The sequence below is a fragment of the Pseudomonas sp. PA27(2017) genome, from assembly GCF_001945445.1.
Lineage (GTDB): Bacteria > Pseudomonadota > Gammaproteobacteria > Pseudomonadales > Pseudomonadaceae > Aquipseudomonas.
On sequence record NZ_MSXW01000022.1, the window covers coordinates 85654 to 101042 of the forward strand.

At 63.0% G+C, this 15389-nt stretch carries 14 protein-coding genes and 3 tRNA genes; 2 read left to right on the plus strand and 15 right to left on the minus strand.

Going from position 1 to position 15389, the window contains the following annotated elements; genetic code table 11:
- Nucleotides 1–65: 65 nt before the first annotated feature.
- Both BVH06_RS11470 and BVH06_RS11475 read right to left on the minus strand, forming a co-directional pair.
- Nucleotides 66–968 carry a hydroxymethylglutaryl-CoA lyase gene (locus tag BVH06_RS11470; protein WP_075929512.1) on the minus strand — a complete coding sequence of 301 codons (903 nt, stop codon included), beginning with the start codon at nucleotides 966–968 and terminating at the stop codon, nucleotides 66–68.
- Nucleotides 965–2251 carry a hydroxymethylglutaryl-CoA reductase, degradative gene (locus BVH06_RS11475; RefSeq protein WP_075934161.1) on the minus strand — a complete coding sequence of 429 codons (1287 nt, stop codon included), beginning with the start codon at nucleotides 2249–2251 and terminating at the stop codon, nucleotides 965–967. Before BVH06_RS11475 ends, BVH06_RS11470 begins: the two co-directional genes overlap by 4 nt.
- A 116-nt stretch (nucleotides 2252–2367) precedes the next feature.
- Here BVH06_RS11475 and BVH06_RS11480 point away from each other — a divergent pair, with 116 nt between their 5' ends.
- The gene (locus BVH06_RS11480; protein WP_075934162.1) at nucleotides 2368–3765 is read left to right on the plus strand and encodes a PLP-dependent aminotransferase family protein; all 1398 of its coding nucleotides are present in this window, start codon (nucleotides 2368–2370) and stop codon (nucleotides 3763–3765) included.
- Between the two features lie 62 nt (nucleotides 3766–3827).
- On the opposite strand, the gene BVH06_RS11485 is transcribed toward BVH06_RS11480, so the two are convergent.
- Nucleotides 3828–4436, minus strand: a complete 609-nt coding sequence (locus tag BVH06_RS11485; protein WP_075934163.1) for an FMN-dependent NADH-azoreductase — start codon at nucleotides 4434–4436, stop codon at nucleotides 3828–3830.
- Nucleotides 4437–4487: 51 nt separating this feature from the next.
- On the minus strand, nucleotides 4488–5276 hold the full coding sequence (locus tag BVH06_RS11490) for an EAL domain-containing protein (protein WP_075934255.1): 789 nt from the start codon (nucleotides 5274–5276) through the stop codon (nucleotides 4488–4490).
- Between the two features lie 380 nt (nucleotides 5277–5656).
- On the opposite strand from BVH06_RS11490, the gene BVH06_RS11495 reads away from it, so the two are divergent.
- On the plus strand, nucleotides 5657–6658 hold the full coding sequence (locus BVH06_RS11495) for an AraC family transcriptional regulator (RefSeq protein WP_075929516.1): 1002 nt from the start codon (nucleotides 5657–5659) through the stop codon (nucleotides 6656–6658).
- A 157-nt stretch (nucleotides 6659–6815) separates the two neighbouring features.
- Here BVH06_RS11495 and glpT read toward each other — a convergent pair whose 3' ends face one another.
- The 11 genes from glpT to BVH06_RS11550 form a co-directional block, all read right to left on the minus strand.
- Entirely contained in the window at nucleotides 6816–8162 is a 1347-nt protein-coding gene (gene glpT, locus BVH06_RS11500; RefSeq protein ID WP_075934164.1) for a glycerol-3-phosphate transporter, read from the minus strand.
- 243 nt (nucleotides 8163–8405) lie between these two features.
- The gene (locus BVH06_RS11505; protein ID WP_075934165.1) at nucleotides 8406–8807 is read right to left on the minus strand and encodes a biopolymer transporter ExbD; all 402 of its coding nucleotides are present in this window, start codon (nucleotides 8805–8807) and stop codon (nucleotides 8406–8408) included.
- 1 nt (nucleotide 8808) lies between these two features.
- Complete coding sequence (locus BVH06_RS11510; protein ID WP_075929519.1) at nucleotides 8809–9534, minus strand: MotA/TolQ/ExbB proton channel family protein; 726 nt, start codon at nucleotides 9532–9534, stop codon at nucleotides 8809–8811.
- A gap of 86 nt (nucleotides 9535–9620) precedes the next feature.
- On the minus strand, nucleotides 9621–10439 hold the full coding sequence (locus BVH06_RS11515; RefSeq protein ID WP_075934166.1) for an energy transducer TonB: 819 nt from the start codon (nucleotides 10437–10439) through the stop codon (nucleotides 9621–9623).
- A 296-nt stretch (nucleotides 10440–10735) separates the two neighbouring features.
- Nucleotides 10736–10812: transfer RNA gene (locus tag BVH06_RS11520), tRNA-Asp, on the minus strand.
- 97 nt (nucleotides 10813–10909) lie between these two features.
- A tRNA-Asp gene (locus BVH06_RS11525) sits at nucleotides 10910–10986 on the minus strand.
- Between the two features lie 37 nt (nucleotides 10987–11023).
- Nucleotides 11024–11099 (minus strand) — tRNA-Val (locus BVH06_RS11530).
- Nucleotides 11100–11198: 99 nt separating this feature from the next.
- Nucleotides 11199–11963, minus strand: a complete 765-nt coding sequence (locus tag BVH06_RS11535; protein ID WP_075934167.1) for an SDR family oxidoreductase — start codon at nucleotides 11961–11963, stop codon at nucleotides 11199–11201.
- Nucleotides 11960–13171 carry an O-succinylhomoserine sulfhydrylase gene (locus tag BVH06_RS11540; protein ID WP_075934168.1) on the minus strand — a complete coding sequence of 404 codons (1212 nt, stop codon included), beginning with the start codon at nucleotides 13169–13171 and terminating at the stop codon, nucleotides 11960–11962. Before BVH06_RS11540 ends, BVH06_RS11535 begins: the two co-directional genes overlap by 4 nt.
- 67 nt (nucleotides 13172–13238) lie before the next feature.
- The gene (purF, locus tag BVH06_RS11545; protein WP_075929523.1) at nucleotides 13239–14744 is read right to left on the minus strand and encodes an amidophosphoribosyltransferase; all 1506 of its coding nucleotides are present in this window, start codon (nucleotides 14742–14744) and stop codon (nucleotides 13239–13241) included.
- Between the two features lie 28 nt (nucleotides 14745–14772).
- Nucleotides 14773–15339, minus strand: a complete 567-nt coding sequence (locus BVH06_RS11550; RefSeq protein ID WP_075929524.1) for a CvpA family protein — start codon at nucleotides 15337–15339, stop codon at nucleotides 14773–14775.
- Nucleotides 15340–15389: the final 50 nt, after the last annotated feature.

A 15389-nucleotide genomic window follows, 5' to 3' on the forward strand; every position in this document is an offset into this window, starting at 1 on the left:
CGGGCAACGCGACCTGATGCTTGTCGCGGCTGGCCGTATCTGTTCCGGGTTGATGTTCTATTCGATCAAAGGGCCCTGTTGCGCATGGCGTTGGCCACTCTGGAAGCCGACGGTTTGCCCAGCGCCGCGTCGATGAAGGCGCCGGCTTCGAGCAGCGCCGACAGGTCCACGCCAGTTGCCAGGCCCTGGCCCTCGAGCAGGTAAACCAGCTCTTCGGTTGCCACATTACCGGTGGCGCCGGGTGAATACGGGCAGCCACCCAGCCCGGATACCGAGCTGTCGAACACCCTTACCCCGGCCTCCAGAGCAGCCTGGACATTGGCCACTGCCATGCCGTAAGTATCGTGAAAATGCCCGGCCAGTGCCGTGATGGGCACCTCGCTGGCACAGGCCTGGAGCAGCGCCCTGGTCTTGCCCGGCGTGCCTCTGCCAATGGTGTCACCAAGGCTGATCTCGTAGCAGCCCATGGCATGCAGCGCGCGTACGACCTGCACCACATCCGCCACCGGCACCTCGCCAGTGAACGGGCAACCGAGCACGCAGGAAACGTAGCCGCGTACTGCCACGCCCTGCTCCAGCGCCTTGCCCAGCACTGGCTGGAAACGCTGCAGGCTGTCGGCGATGGAGCAGTTGATGTTCTTCTGCGAAAACGCCTCGGAAGCCGCGGCGAATACCGCCACCTCCCGGCAACCCGCCTGCAGCGCCGCATCCAGCCCCTGAAGATTGGGCACCAGCGCCGTATAGGTCACCCCTGGGCGTTGCCCGAGGCGGCGCAGCACCTGGTCGGAGTCGGCCATCTGCGGCACCCAGCGCGGCGACACGAACGCGCCGGCCTCGAGCGTTCGCAGCCCGGCCGCAACCAGCCGTTCGATCAGCGCCACGCGCACCTCGACCGGCAGGGTCAGGGCTTCGTTCTGCAGGCCGTCGCGCGCGCCGACCTCCACCAGTCTTACCGCATCCATGCTCATTGCCCGCGCTTTTCGCGCAGCAACGCCTCGGCGCGGTCGGCGCGTACGTCGCGGGTCTCGACCATGCGCTTGACCAGCCAATCCAGCTCATCGCCACGGGCACCGGCCGACAGCGCGATATTGCGTGCATGCAGGGCCATATGGCCACGCTGGATACCTTCGGTTGCCAAGGCACGCAAGGCACCAAGGTTCTGCGCCAGGCCGACGGCGACGGCGATCTCGCCCAACTCCTGAGCGCTTTTCACGCCTAGAATGCGCAACGACAGCTGCGCCAGCGGATGGGTCTTGGTGGCGCCACCGACCAGGCCGAGCGGCATCGGCATCTCGATGGTGCCAACCAGATGACCTTCGCGATCCTTCTCCCAAGTGGTCAGGGAGCCGTAATGGCCATTGCGGCAGGCATAGGCATGGGCACCCGCCTCCACGGCCCGCCAGTCGTTGCCGGTGGCCACCACCAGCGGGTCGATGCCGTTCATGATGCCCTTGTTGTGGGTCGCAGCGCGGTACGGATCGATGGCCGCGAAGGTATAGGCATCGATCACCCCTTCGATGACCTCGGTGCCCTTGTACTCGGCGGTATCCAGATGCTCCGGGGCGATCCGCAACTGTGCACGCGCCAGGCGCAGATCGGCGAGGTTAGAGAGAATGCGCAGGCGCACCTTGCCGCCCGTGAGCTGCTCCATCAGCGGCGCCACGGCCTCGGCCATGGTGTTCACGGTGTTAGCGCCCATGGCGTCGCGCACGTCGACGATCAGGTGCGCGACCAGCATCGGCCCGCGCGGGCTGTCGATGAAGGTATGCACCTCGATATCACGGCACCCGCCGCCCAGGCTGTTCAGCAACTGGTCCTTGCTGTTGGCCAGGGTGATGATCTCGTCCTTGTTGCGCAGCAGGCTGAGCCGCGCGTTGTAGGGATCGCTGACACCGATGATCTGCACCTGGGCACGCATCAGCGGCGCACTGCTGGAAGTCTGGAAGCCACCTGCCGGGCGGGTCAGCTTGGCCATGAAAGAGGCCGCCGCAACCACCGAGGGCTCCTCCACCACCAGTGGAATGAGCATCTCCCGGCCGTTGATACGGAAGTTGCTGGCCAGGGCATAGGGCAGCTCGAACTTGCCGATAACGTTCTCGATCATGCCGTCGGCAATCTCCAGTGGCAGCGCTCCGGCATCGCGCAAAAGCGCGACTTCCTCGGCGGACAGGCCAAGCAGATGCTGCACGTGTTCGAGACGTTTTGCGGGGGACAGGTTACGGAAATCGGGCAGGCGGGAATCGATCGACATGGGCGCTCCTCGGGGAGTCGTTTGTTCTTGGTTGAAACGAACGTTAGCCGCACTGTATCCCTGAAAGAAGGTACAGTTTGCCCGGACACTTCATTCCTGTACCCAGGGTTTGCGCCATGCCAAGAGAGACTCTCGCCCAGAAAGTCGCCGCTGCCATCGCCAGGCAGATTGCCGATGGCGCCCTGCTGGCGGGCAGCAAACTGCCCTCGCTGCGCGAGTACATGCGTCTGCACGGGCACTCCAAGAACACGGTGATCACCGCCTACGAGCACCTGGCCTCCCAGGGCCTGGTCGAGGCCCGCCACGGCAAGGGGTTCTTCGTCTGCAGTACCGTCAGAGCCAGTGTCGAGGATGACGAAGCGCAGCCCTACACCCGCGCGCTGGACACCATCTGGATGATGCGCCAGCAGTTCGTCCGCGACCCCGGCCACTCGCACCTCGGCGAGGGCTTTCCACCGGTCGAATGGCTGATGGACATGCGCCTGGACAAATTTCACCGCCAGGTGGTGCGCGGTGGCGTGACCACTCTGTTTCGCTACGGCACGCGGCTGGGTAACCCAGGTCTGCGCCAGCGCCTGGCGCAGAAGCTGGCGGATTACCGTATCGCCGTCTCGCCCAGGCAACTGGTCACCACCCTGGGCGCCAACCACGGCATGGATTTGATCATCCGCCGCTACGTCGTTCCCGGCGATGCCGTGCTTGTCGAAGACCCCGGCTATTACCCGCTGTTCGGCAAATTGCAGCTGCAGGGCGCACGCATGCTCGGCGTGCCACGTGAGGCCGACGGGCCGGACCTGGATGCACTGGAGCGGGTGCTGAAAAGGGAAAGGCCCAAGCTGTTCTTCCTGCAGTCCGTGGGCCACAACCCCACCGGCTCGGACATCTCCCCCGCCAAGGCCCACCGCCTGCTACAGATTGCCCAAGCGCATGACCTGTTACTGGTGGAGAACGACGCCATGGCCGATTTCAAGCCCAGCTCGGCAACCAAACTGACGGCGCTGGATCAGTGCGAACGTACCCTTTACCTGGGCAGTTTTTCCAAATCGATTTCCGCGGCCCTGCGTGTCGGCTTCATCGCCGGCAGCAAACAACGCATCGAGGAGTTGGCCGACCTGAAGATGCTGCTGCACAACAGCGGAGCCGAATACAGCGAGCGCACCATCGAGGTGATCCTCGGCGAAGGACATTTCCTGCGGCACCTGTCACGCCTGCAGGATCGCCTGCACGCCGCCACCCAACGCGGTCTCGCGGTGCTCGATGAACTGGGTGCCGAGGTGTTTTGCCGGCCGGAACAAAGCCTCTACCTATGGGCGCGCTTCCCCGGTATCGATGACGCCAATGTCCTGACCCGCCATTGCCTGACCCAGGGCGTGATGCTCGCGCCGGGATCGATCTTCGCCGTCAATCGCCACACCCCGGTGCCCTGGACGCGGCTCAATGTGGCCTACCTGGATGACCCGGCGTTCCGCCGCAGCCTGATGCACCAGGCGCAACCGGTTATCGGCACACGGTGACGTCGGTCAGCCCCCGCGCAAGCGACGGTAACCGGACCTGGCGGTCAGCAGCATCTGGCTGATCAGTAAACCCGCGACAACGCCGCCTTGGCGACCCTGATGCCCTCGCTGCGCTCCAGTTCGCCCTTGAGCGCGCCTTCGGCCCGCACGAAACGAATATCGGTGATGCCCAGGAATTTGAAGAAGCCGCGCAGGTACGGCTCCTGGAAGTCCATCTGCATCATCGAGCCGTGGGAATAGAAACCGCCGCAGGCCGACACCAAGATCACGCACTTGCCGCTCGCCAGACCGACTGTACCGTTCTCCGTGTAATTGAACGTGCGGCCCTGCTGGGCGATGCGATCGAGCCAGGCCTTGAGCTGGGTCGAGATGGAGAAGTTGTACATCGGTGCGCCGATCACCAGGATAGTGCTGGCCAGAAACTCGCCCACCAGTTGCTCGGACAACTGATGTTCCTGTTGCGTGGCGGCGTCGAATTCTCCGCCCCAATGGCCACCAAAACCCGCGAAGATCGGGCCGGTCATGTGATTGATGGGGGCCTCTACCAGGTCCCGATAAAGCACCTCGGCGTGCGGATAGATGGAGCGCAAATGGGTGACTGCGATGGCAGACAAGTCCTTGCTCAATGAGCTTTCGCCCGAGATGCTCGAGTCCACCTGCAGGATTTTCATGCCTGGATCATTTCCATACCGGAGCATTCTGGAGACGGTGACTGAACGGGCTCAAACGGCTTTCAGCACGCAGGGCGCATCGAGGCCATCGATCAGCTTCTGCGCCCGGGCGAACAGGAAGCCCTGCACCCACTGGGCTTCACATTCACGGCTGATCGCCAGGTCGTCGGCGGTCTCGATACCTTCGACCACCACATGGGCGGCCAGGGTGTTGCACAGCCCCACCAGGTGCCTGAGCGTCCTGACATGCTGCGAGGAGCGCCGGGCGCGCTGCACATAGCCCTGATCGATCTTGATGATGTCGGGTTGGGCCTGCTGGATGAAGGCCAGGGTGCCGAAGCCCGATCCGAAGTCGTCGATGGCCACGTGGCAGCCGGTGCTGCGCAGTTGGTGGACGAACTCGACGGCCTGATCGTGGCTGATTGGCGCCGAACTTTCGGTAATCTCGATGACCAGGCGCGAGGCGATATCACCGTCGGCCAGGCGCTGCAGCACCTGCTCCCAGTGGTAATCGAGCCTGGCGCTCTGTGCGGAAACGTTGCATCCCAGGGTCAGAGACGGGTGACGCTGCAGAAGGTCGATGATGGCGTCAACGACGCTGCGATCGAGACGGCGCATCGACTGATTGCGCTCCAGTATCGCGAACGGGTTGAAGCCCAGGGGCTCGCCGTCACTGCGCAGGAGGCCTTCCTGATAAAGCGCGTGCTCGGTATCGGCCGCCGCCTTGACCGGCTGAAAGGCCAGGTGGAACCGGCCGCCTTGCAACTGCGCATAGAAGTAGCGCACGCGCGCTTCATCGGATGACGCAGTGACTTCGGAAATGGCGTCCAGGCTGATCATCGGGCGCGCTGCAAACATCGAAGGCATTCCAGGATTTTCCATGACTGATCAACGTGGCGGGCAACCGCAAACGTTTGCTTGTGGCGGTTTGTCGCCACTATTCGATAAGATCGCATCCCCTACTGGAATAAGGTGCAAGGCTGCTCGACAGCGCCTCGGCGGTTCTTAAGGCGGCTATTCGGCCTCATGGCTCGAGAGAAGCGCGAGGGCTGGCGCCGCGGCGGCACTGCGGAGCCTGCCTAGGTAAGCGGGAGTACCATGAACAGGATGCCTATGCTCCCAGCGCAGCGGCTTCGCGACCAGTGTTCCCATAAGCCCGTTTGTTGTCCGCACGTGCATTTCCTGTTCACTTCACTGCCAGCGGCATTCCAGGACACGCGATGTACACAGTGACAAGCAACTGTTTCCAGGTGATGGCCAAGACCTTTCTCGAACAAGGTGTCGACCCGAGAAAGCTCGACCAACAACTGCTCCAGGCCCTGAGCAGTGGCGCGCCGATCACCCTGGCCCAGGTATACAGCCTGTTCGGCCAGGCCAGCGAGCAGACCGCCAACCCTGACATCGGCCTCGGCACCTATGCCCACGCCCACCCGAGCGCCCTGGGCCCTCAGTGCTACCCGATGATGTCCAGCCCGACTTTGGGCACCGCATTGAAGCTGATGGTGGATTACCACCCGCTGATCACCAACGGTTCGCACTATCTGCTCGAGCAGCGCCAGGACACCCTGAAACTGATCGGCCTGGAAGTCGGCACCTCGCCCATACCAGCACCGCGGGCCTTCATCGATGCCGGCGCCGCGCTGACGCTCGGCGTCGTCCACTGGCTGACGCCTCATCAACGCCCACGGCCACTGGGCGCCGAGTTCACCTACGCGCAACCCGCCGATACCAGCCGCTTACGCCAGCTATTCGGCGACAACCTGCGCTTTTCGGCGCCGCACAACAGCTTGATCTTCAGGGCACGGGATGCCGCCATCGCCCTGCCGACGGCCGATGCAGCATTGCACGTCATGCATCAGGAATACGCGCAATCGCGCCTCGACGACTTGGTCAACGGTTCTGTGGCCGCGCGGGTGGAGCGCCTGCTTTCGAAACAGCTCACCCTGGGCATCAACATGGATTTGAGCGAGGTCGCCAACACCCTGCTGCTCAGCAAACGCGGCCTGCAGAAAGCACTGGAACGCGAGGCGGTCAGCTTCATCCAGCTGCAGGAAGAATCACGACTGAAGCTGGCGCACAACCTGCTGCGCAACTCCACACGCAGCCTCAAGTACATTTCGGCGACGCTGGGTTTTCGCGACCAGAGCAGCTTTCACAAGGCGAGCATGCGCTGGTTCGGCATGCCGCCGAGCCAGTACCGCCATCATGAGAATGTGTGCTGAGAGGGCCCGCGTATCGCTTTGCGGGTAATCGGTGAATGCGCGAATCGGCTTGCAGAAGAGATGGCTACCGGGCATTGCGCCTCGACATGGGCCAGAGAAAAGAAGGAAACAGGAACGGGACGAGCGCGCAGCAGGTGCCACGCGCTCGGCCATGCGATCAGGACGCGCGTACTTCGCTAGGCGCCTGCTTGTGCCACAGGGTCGGGATCAGGAACACGATGGCCAACAGGCAAGCACCGATCAGCAGCACGAAACCACCATCCCAGCCGAAGTGGTCGACCGTATAGCCCATCGCCGCGCTCGCCGCGACCGAACCGCCCAGGTAGCCGAACAGGCCAGTGAACCCAGCCGCCGTACCGGCAGCCTTCTTCGGCGCCAGCTCCAGCGCATGCAGGCCGATCAGCATCACCGGGCCATAGATCAGGAAGCCGATGGCGACCAGCGCGGCCATGTCGACGACCGGGTTACCCGGCGGATTCAGCCAGTAAACCACGGTTGCCACGGTCACCAGGCCCATGAACACCACACCGGTCAGGCCGCGGTTGCCACGGAACACCTTGTCCGACATCCAGCCGCACAGCAGCGTACCGGGAATGCCCGCCCACTCGTAGAAGAAGTAGGCCCAGGAGGTCTTGTCAACGGTGAAGTGCTTGACCTCTTTCAGGTAGGTCGGCGCCCAATCCAGCACGCCGTAGCGCAGCAGGTAGACGAACACGTTGGCCAGGGCGATGAACCACAGCATCTTGTTGCGCAGCACGTACTTGACGAAGATTTCCTTGGTACTGAACTCCTTCTCGTGGCTATCGTCGTAGCCTTCCGGGTAGTCGTTCTTGTACTTCTCGATCGGCGGCAGGCCGACCGATTGCGGCGTATCACGCATGGTCGCGAAGGCAAAGACGGCGACCAGCATCGCTACCGCGGCCGGTACGTAGAACGCTGCATGCCACTCATTGAACAGGCCCATGCCGAGCAGGAACAATGGGCCGATCAGGCCACCGCCCACGTTGTGAGCGACGTTCCATACCGAGACTACCCCGCCACGCTCCTTCTGCGACCACCAGTGCACCATGGTCCGGCCGCTGGGCGGCCAGCCCATGCCCTGAGCCCAGCCGTTGATGAACAGCAGGATGAACATGATGGTCACGCTGGAAGTAGCCCAGGGCGCGAAACCGAAAACGAACATCACCCCTGCCGACACCATCAAGCCGAACGGTAGGAAATAGCGTGGGTTGGAGCGGTCGGAGATCAGCCCCATGAGGAATTTCGACAAACCGTAGGAAATGGCGATTGCCGACATCGCCAAGCCAAGCTGGCCGCGGGTATAGCCCTCTTCCTCGATCAGGTAGGGCATCGCCAGTGAGAAGTTCTTGCGCAGCAGGTAGTAGCCGGCGTATCCGATGAAGATACCGGCGAAGATCTGCCAACGAAGGCGGCGGTAGGTGCTGTCTATCTGGTCATCGGGCAATTGTTCCCGATGGGGGGCAGGACGGAAGAAGGCGAACATCCAAAGGCTCCGGTTATTGTTTTAGCTGCACAAGCGAATGTGACAATTATGTGACATTTTCATTTGCGAAAATAGCACTCGCTAGTGAAGCGGTAAAGCCAGCAACCTGTTGGAATTCGAACTAATAGAATGATTCTGACCGAAGGCTGTGTCACCCCGGAATGCAGCATCGAAGCACTGCTCATAAAAAAGCGCGATCCGCCCTGGACGAATCGCGCTCTTGCGTGATTACCGACGCTGCACTCAGCGGGCAGTGATCACAGCTAGCTTGGTGATGCCAGCGCGCTCGATGGCGGCCATGGCCTTGGCCACCGAGCCGTATTCGACCTGATCGTCAGCCTGCAGCTGCACTTTCAGCTCGGCGTCGTCGGCCTTGGCCTGGATCAGACTGCTTTCCAGCAGCGCCGGCTGGATCTCGTCCTTGTTGATGAACAGCTTGCCGTCACCGTCAATGCTGATCACCAGCGGGTCTTTCTGATCGGCTGGGGCCACGGCTTCGGTCTTCGGCAGGTTGATCGGGATCGAGTTGGTCAGCAGCGGCGCAGTGACGATGAACACCACCAACAGCACCAGCATCACGTCGACCAGCGGCGTGACGTTGATTTCGCTGAGTACTTCGTCGTTGTCCTGGGTCGAAAACGCCATGTCACACCGCCTCTTTCACAGGTTGACCGCTGACGATGCCGCCGCGCTTGGCGCCTGGGTGGACGATGACCTTGAAAGCACTCTTCTGCGCCAGGCTGTAGAAGTCGTGGGCAAAGTCGTCGAGATCGGCGGCGGTGAGCTTGAGGCGACGCAGGAAGTAGTTGTAGACCAGCACCGCCGGCACTGCGACGGCGATGCCGACCCCGGTGGCGACCAGCGCGGCACCGATCGGCCCGGCGACGGTCTCCAGGCTGGCGTTACCCGCCGCGCTGATCCCCTTGAGCGCCTCCATGATGCCCCACACGGTGCCGAACAAGCCGATGAAGGGTGAGGTAGAACCGATGGAGGCGACCACCGCCAGGCCCGATTCAAGAGAGCGTCGCTCGCGCTGGATCTGCTGACGAAGGGCGCGCTCGAGGCGATCCTGATGGTTGATCGCCTGGCTCAGGTCACCCGGCTGCTGGCCGTCCGGCACCTGGATGGCGGCGAAGCCGGCCTGGGCGACGTGCGCCACGGCGCCGGACTGGTTGTGGCCCAGTTCGGCGGCCGAGTCGAGACTGGTGGCGGACCAGAACAGCTTCTGGAATTTGCGATCCTGATGGCGCTGACGGGTGAACTGGATGGCCTTGATCAGGGCCAGGCCCCAGGTAACGACAGAAAAGCCAATCAACAACCAGATGACGGAGTGTTCGACTGAGGCGAAAGGAGAGTCGGCTAGCAGGTTCATGGTGCGGTCCTCGCAAAGCGATGTGTCGATGACGGGATTCGGCCGCGGATTTTCCGGGCCCAGGGAAAAGGTATTTGCCGCGCGCGTCAGTTCAGGCGGAAATCCAGTGGCACCGTGACCCAGCCTTCCTGAGCGACATCGCCGCGCTTGGCCGGTACGAAGCTCCAGCGCTGTACCGCTTTCACAGCGGCCTGGTCGAGCACGTCACGGCCACTGCTGGTCTGGATCTGGATATCACCGGGCTTGCCGTTGGCCAGCACGCGGATGCGCAGCAACACAGTGCCTTCCCAGCCACGACGCTGCGCCAGGGACGGGTATTCCGGCGCCGGGTTGCGCAGGTAGGCAGCGTTGGCCGACGGCGGCGTCTCGGTCACAGGCTTGGGTGCTGGTGGCGCGGGCGGCGCTGGAGGCGCCTCGGCCTTTGGCGGTGCAGGCGCAGGCTCGACCGGTTTCGGCAAGGGCTTGGGCGCAGGCTTCGGTTTCGGCGGCTGCGGCTTGGGCTTCGGCGGTTCCGTCTTGGGCGGCGGCTTGACCGCCAGCTCATCGACCACCGGTGGCGGTGGTGGTGGCGGCTCGACGACAGGCTCGGGAGGCCGCACCGGCTCCGGTGGCGGCGACGGGGCGGCAAATTCGATGGTCATCGGTGGGATTTCCACCGGCACTTGCGGCAGTACCGGCTCGGGCCGCTGACTCAGCCAATGCAACACGGCACCGTGGAGTACCAGCGCGAAAATGCCGAGCAGGACAGCCTCACGACGACTGAGCACGGACCTGGATGCCACCGGCCTGTGGCGTAGCGTGCCCAGCGCATGACGCAGTGGAACGCCAAGATCCAAAACCTCTGCTGGAACACGCACCTGAGGCCAGGGTGCAACGGATAGCGCAGAGGATTGAGCATTACTCATTACTGACAGACTCCTGGAAGTACCGACTTAGAGGCGGCCTAAGCGAAAGCGGAATTCCAGTGGTCTGGTGCAGCGAAGAATGAAGGTTAGTGAATATTTCGTAAAATCACATTTACGAAGATATTTATTCAATTAGGAAATAAGCAGTCGTATAGCCGCCTTGAATTGCACACACGCCTCATCGGGTATTCGCCGATGAAAACCGAGCACTGGGCGGCAGACATCCAGGGAGGGTAGAAACAAGAAAAGCGACCCAGGGGTCGCTTTTCAGGAAACCTGCTCGAGGCAGGTGGATATGGCGCAGCGGACGGGACTCGAACCCGCGACCCCCGGCGTGACAGGCCGGTATTCTAACCGACTGAACTACCGCTGCGTGTCGGTGGACTTGCGTCCGTAGAACTCGTGCTTCGTCAGATGCGCAGGCTTGACCTTCGCATCACATCTCAGACCTTGATCCGGGATGGAAAATATGGCGCAGCGGACGGGACTCGAACCCGCGACCCCCGGCGTGACAGGCCGGTATTCTAACCGACTGAACTACCGCTGCGCGTCGGTGGACTTACGTCCGATTCTCTCAAGGCAAGTGGTGGGTGATGACGGGATCGAACCGCCGACCCTCTGCTTGTAAGGCAGATGCTCTCCCGGCTGAGCTAATCACCCTTGGCCTTGCGAGGACGCGAAATTTACGCGGGCACCCAACCTAAGTCAAGGCCGGCGTTGAATTTTTTTCAAAAAAGACGCGATGCACCCGATCACGCCTCAGCGGTAGATCATCTTGCGCGTCATGCCGCCGTCGGTGACGAACTCCTGGCCCGTCACGAAGCCCGCTTCGGGCGACAACAACCAGGCCACCAGCGCCGCCACATCCTCGACCTGCCCTACCCGCCCGACAGGATGCTGCGCGTGATCCTCGGCGCTCAGCGGCTCACTGGCGCGCTGCGCCGCATCACGGGAATCGATCCAGCCTGGGCTCACCGCATTCACCCGAATGCTCGGGCCTAGGCTGACCGCCAAGGCGTGCGTGAGGGCTATCAGCCCACCCTTGCTCGCCGCATAGGCTTCGCTCTCGGGCTCGGATTGGCTGGCGCGGGTCGACGCCATATTGACGATGGCACCGCCCGTTGCACCCAGGTGCGCCGCGCAGTACTTGGCCAACAGCATCGGCCCGCTCAGATTGATCGCCAATACCTGGTTCCATTGCTCCAGCGACAGCTCTTGCAGCGGCCCGCTATGGGGGCTGGCGACCCCGGCGTTGCACACCAGCGCATCCAGCCTGCCGAAGCGCTCGATGACCGCTGCCAAACCGTGAGCGACCTGACGCTCGTCCGCCACGTCCATGGCTACGAACATCGCGTTGCTGCCAAGGCCCGCAGCGAGCGCCGCGCCCCGACCGTCCGCCAAATCGCAGAGCGCCACCCGCCAGCCATGCTCCAGCAACCAGCGCGCGACACCTTCACCGATGCCACGCGCAGCACCGGTGACCAGCGCAACGCGGCCGTGAGCACCCTCGCCGACAGCACTCACAGCGCCTGCAAACCTCGGCTCAGGTCGGCCTTGAGATCGGCGATGTCTTCCAGGCCGACGGCTACTCGAATCAGGCTGTCACGAATCCCGGCATTCTCGCGCTCCTGCGGCGACAGGCGCCCATGGGAGGTGGTCGCCGGATGGGCAATGGTGGTCTTGGTATCGCCCAGGTTGGTGGTGATGGAAATCACCCGCGTGGCATCGATGAAGCGCCAGGCGCCCTCCTTGCCACCCTTGACCTCGAAGCTGACCACCGCTCCGAAGGCGCTTTGCTGGCGCGCAGCCAGCTCGTGCTGCGGATGGCTGGTGAGCCCGGCGTAGTGCACCTTCTCAATACCGTCTTGCTGCTCCAGCCAGCGCGCCAGCTCCAGCGCCGTGCTGCAGTGCGCCTGCATGCGGATGCGCAGGGTCTCCAGGCCTTTGAGGAAAATCCAGGCGTTGAACGGGCTGAGGGTCGGCCCAGCGGTACGCAGGAAGCCCACTACTTCGGTCATCAGCTTGGCGCTGCCGGCTACCACGCCGCCCATCGCACGGCCCTGGCCATCGATGTACTTGGTGGCCGAGTGCATGACGATGTCCGCGCCGAGCTTCAGCGGCTGCTGCAGCGCTGGCGTGCAGAAGCAGTTGTCCACCGCCAGCAGTGCGCCCTTCTCATGAGCGATGGCCGCCAGGGCCGCGATGTCGACCAGCTCGGCCAGGGGGTTGGAGGGCGACTCGACGAACAGCAGCTTGGTGTTCGGCTTGAAGGCGGCGGCCCAGCCCTCGAGGTCGGCCAGCGGCACATAGTCGACCTGTACACCAAAGCGCTTGAGGTACTTCTCGAACAGGCTGATGGTCGAGCCGAACACGCTGCGCGAGACCAGCACGTGATCACCGGCGCTGCACAGACTCATGACGATGGACAGGATCGCCGACATGCCCGACGCCGTGGCGACCGCCTGCTCGGCGCCCTCCATGGCCGCGATGCGCTCTTCGAAGGCACGCACCGTCGGGTTGGTGTAACGCGAATAGACGTTGCCCGGCACCTCACCGGCGAAACGCGCCGCGGCATCGCCAGCGGTACGAAACACGTAGCTGGAAGTCGGGAACAGCGCTTCGCTGTGCTCGCCTTCCGGCGTACGGTGTTGGCCTGCACGGACCGCCAGAGTGTCGAAGCCTACGCCGTCGAGATCGCTGTCGAGCCGACCGGCTTCCCAATCCTGTGTCATATCCTTTTCCTCATCCAGAAAACAGGCCGGGCCCAAAGGGCCCGGTTGTTGAATCATTTAACATCGATCAGTTGTTGTACAGATCGATGATCTCGCTGACCGCTTGCGACTTGGCCTTGTTGCCATCGTTGCGCGCCAGGTCGATGCGATTCAGATAAGCCTCGTCGACATCGCCGGTGACATACTCGCCGTCGAATACCGCGCTGTCGAACTGCTCGATCTTGATCTTGCCGCCACCGACCGCCTCCTTCAGGTCATCGAGATCCTGGTAGACAAGCCAGTCGGCGCCGATCAGCTCGGCCACCTGCTCGGTGGTGCGGCCATGGGCGATCAGCTCATGGGGGCTCGGCATGTCGATGCCGTATACGTTCGGGTAGCGAACGGCCGGTGCCGCGGAGCAGAAATACACGTTCTTGGCGCCGGCTTCGCGGGCCATCTGGATGATCTGCTTGCAGGTGGTGCCGCGCACGATGGAGTCATCGACCAGCATCACGTTCTTGCCGCGGAATTCCAGCTCGATGGCGTTGAGCTTCTGGCGCACCGACTTCTTACGCGCCGCCTGGCCCGGCATGATGAAGGTCCGGCCGATGTAGCGGTTCTTGACGAAGCCCTCGCGGAATTTCACGCCCAGGTGATTGGCCAGCTCCAGCGCCGAGGTGCGGCTGGTATCGGGAATCGGGATGACCACGTCGATATCGTGATCCGGACGCTCACGGCGAATCTTGTCGGCGAGCTTCTCACCCATGCGCAGGCGCGCCTTGTAGACCGACACGCCGTCCATGATGGAGTCGGGGCGCGCCAGGTAAACGTGTTCGAAGATGCACGGCTTGAGCTGCGGGTTCGGCGCGCACTGGCGGGTGAACATCTGGCCTTCTTCGGTGATGTACACCGCTTCGCCCGGCGCCAGGTCGCGGATCAGGGTGAAGCCGAGCACGTCCAGGGCGACGCTTTCGGAGGCGATCATGTACTCGACGCCTTCGTCGGTATGGCGCTGGCCGAACACGATCGGGCGGATGCCGTTCGGGTCACGGAAACCGACGATGCCGTAACCGGTGATCATCGCCACCACGGCGTAGCCACCGCGGCAACGCTTGTGCACGTCCTTCACCGCCGCGAACACGTCTTCTTCGCTGGGGTTCAGCTTGCCGCGCACGGCCAGCTCATGGGCGAACACGTTGAGCAGCACTTCGGAGTCGGAGTTGGTGTTGACGTGACGCAGATCCGATTCGTAGATCTCCTTGGCCAGCTGCTCGACGTTGGTCAGGTTGCCGTTGTGCGCCAGGGTGATGCCGTACGGCGAGTTGACGTAGAACGGCTGGGCCTCGGCCGAGCTGGAGCTGCCCGCGGTCGGGTAGCGCACGTGGCCAATACCCATGTGGCCGACCAGGCGCTGCATGTGGCGCTGCTGGAACACATCGCGCACCAGGCCGTTATCCTTGCGCAGGAACAGGCGCCCTTCATGGCTGGTAACGATACCGGCAGCATCCTGGCCGCGGTGCTGGAGGACGGTGAGGCCGTCATACAGCGCCTGATTGACGTTCGATTTACCGACGATACCGACAATGCCACACATGTGACGCAACCCCTACTCAGTGAAACGACTATTTACCGGTGCCGACAGGAGAAGCCCCCTGCAGCACCTCTTTGAACGGCAGCTCGACCGGCTCGCGTATACCGCTGGCCAGCCATTCGCTGGACACACCCAATATGAGGTTCTTCGACCAATCTGCAACCAGCAGAAAATGCGGCAGCAAGGCCGACTGCTGCCACCAGGCATCCTGTTGCACCGGCCCCAGGCTGAGCAGCCCGACCGCCACCACGACCAGCAAGGCCCCGCGGGCGGCGCCGAACACCATGCCCAGGAAGCGATCGGTACCCGACAGACCAGTGACCCGGATCAGTTCGCCGATCAGGTAGTTGATCAGCGCACCAACCAGCAGCGTCAATACGAACAAAATCACGCAGGCAGCGATGACACGGGCGGACGGGGTTTCGATGTAGGCCTCGAGATGCTGAGAGAGCGCGCCGCCGAACATCCAGGCGACCACGCCAGCAATGATCCAGGTGACGAGCGACAGGGCTTCCTTGACGAAGCCTCTGCTCAGACTGATCAGACTCGAAACGGCGATGATGGCGATGATCGCCCAATCGACCCAGGTGAATGCCACGATGCAGGCTACCGATGGAAGAGGCGCTGCATTTTAGCAGAGCCCTGCCC

Bases quoted from the DNA above. Each gene is read 5' to 3' on its own strand.
- BVH06_RS11470 (WP_075929512.1), bottom strand. From the start codon at position 968: ATGAGCATGGATGCGGTAAGACTGGTGGAGGTCGGCGCGCGCGACGGC.
- BVH06_RS11475 (WP_075934161.1), bottom strand. From the start codon at position 2,251: ATGTCGATCGATTCCCGCCTGCCCGATTTCCGTAACCTGTCCCCCGCA.
- BVH06_RS11480 (WP_075934162.1), top strand. From the start codon at position 2,368: ATGCCAAGAGAGACTCTCGCCCAGAAAGTCGCCGCTGCCATCGCCAGG.
- BVH06_RS11485 (WP_075934163.1), bottom strand. From the start codon at position 4,436: ATGAAAATCCTGCAGGTGGACTCGAGCATCTCGGGCGAAAGCTCATTG.
- BVH06_RS11490 (WP_075934255.1), bottom strand. From the start codon at position 5,276: ATGATCAGCCTGGACGCCATTTCCGAAGTCACTGCGTCATCCGATGAA.
- BVH06_RS11495 (WP_075929516.1), top strand. From the start codon at position 5,657: ATGTACACAGTGACAAGCAACTGTTTCCAGGTGATGGCCAAGACCTTT.
- glpT (WP_075934164.1), bottom strand. From the start codon at position 8,162: ATGTTCGCCTTCTTCCGTCCTGCCCCCCATCGGGAACAATTGCCCGAT.
- BVH06_RS11505 (WP_075934165.1), bottom strand. From the start codon at position 8,807: ATGGCGTTTTCGACCCAGGACAACGACGAAGTACTCAGCGAAATCAAC.
- BVH06_RS11510 (WP_075929519.1), bottom strand. From the start codon at position 9,534: ATGAACCTGCTAGCCGACTCTCCTTTCGCCTCAGTCGAACACTCCGTC.
- BVH06_RS11515 (WP_075934166.1), bottom strand. From the start codon at position 10,439: ATGAGTAATGCTCAATCCTCTGCGCTATCCGTTGCACCCTGGCCTCAG.
- BVH06_RS11540 (WP_075934168.1), bottom strand. From the start codon at position 13,171: ATGACACAGGATTGGGAAGCCGGTCGGCTCGACAGCGATCTCGACGGC.
- purF (WP_075929523.1), bottom strand. From the start codon at position 14,744: ATGTGTGGCATTGTCGGTATCGTCGGTAAATCGAACGTCAATCAGGCG.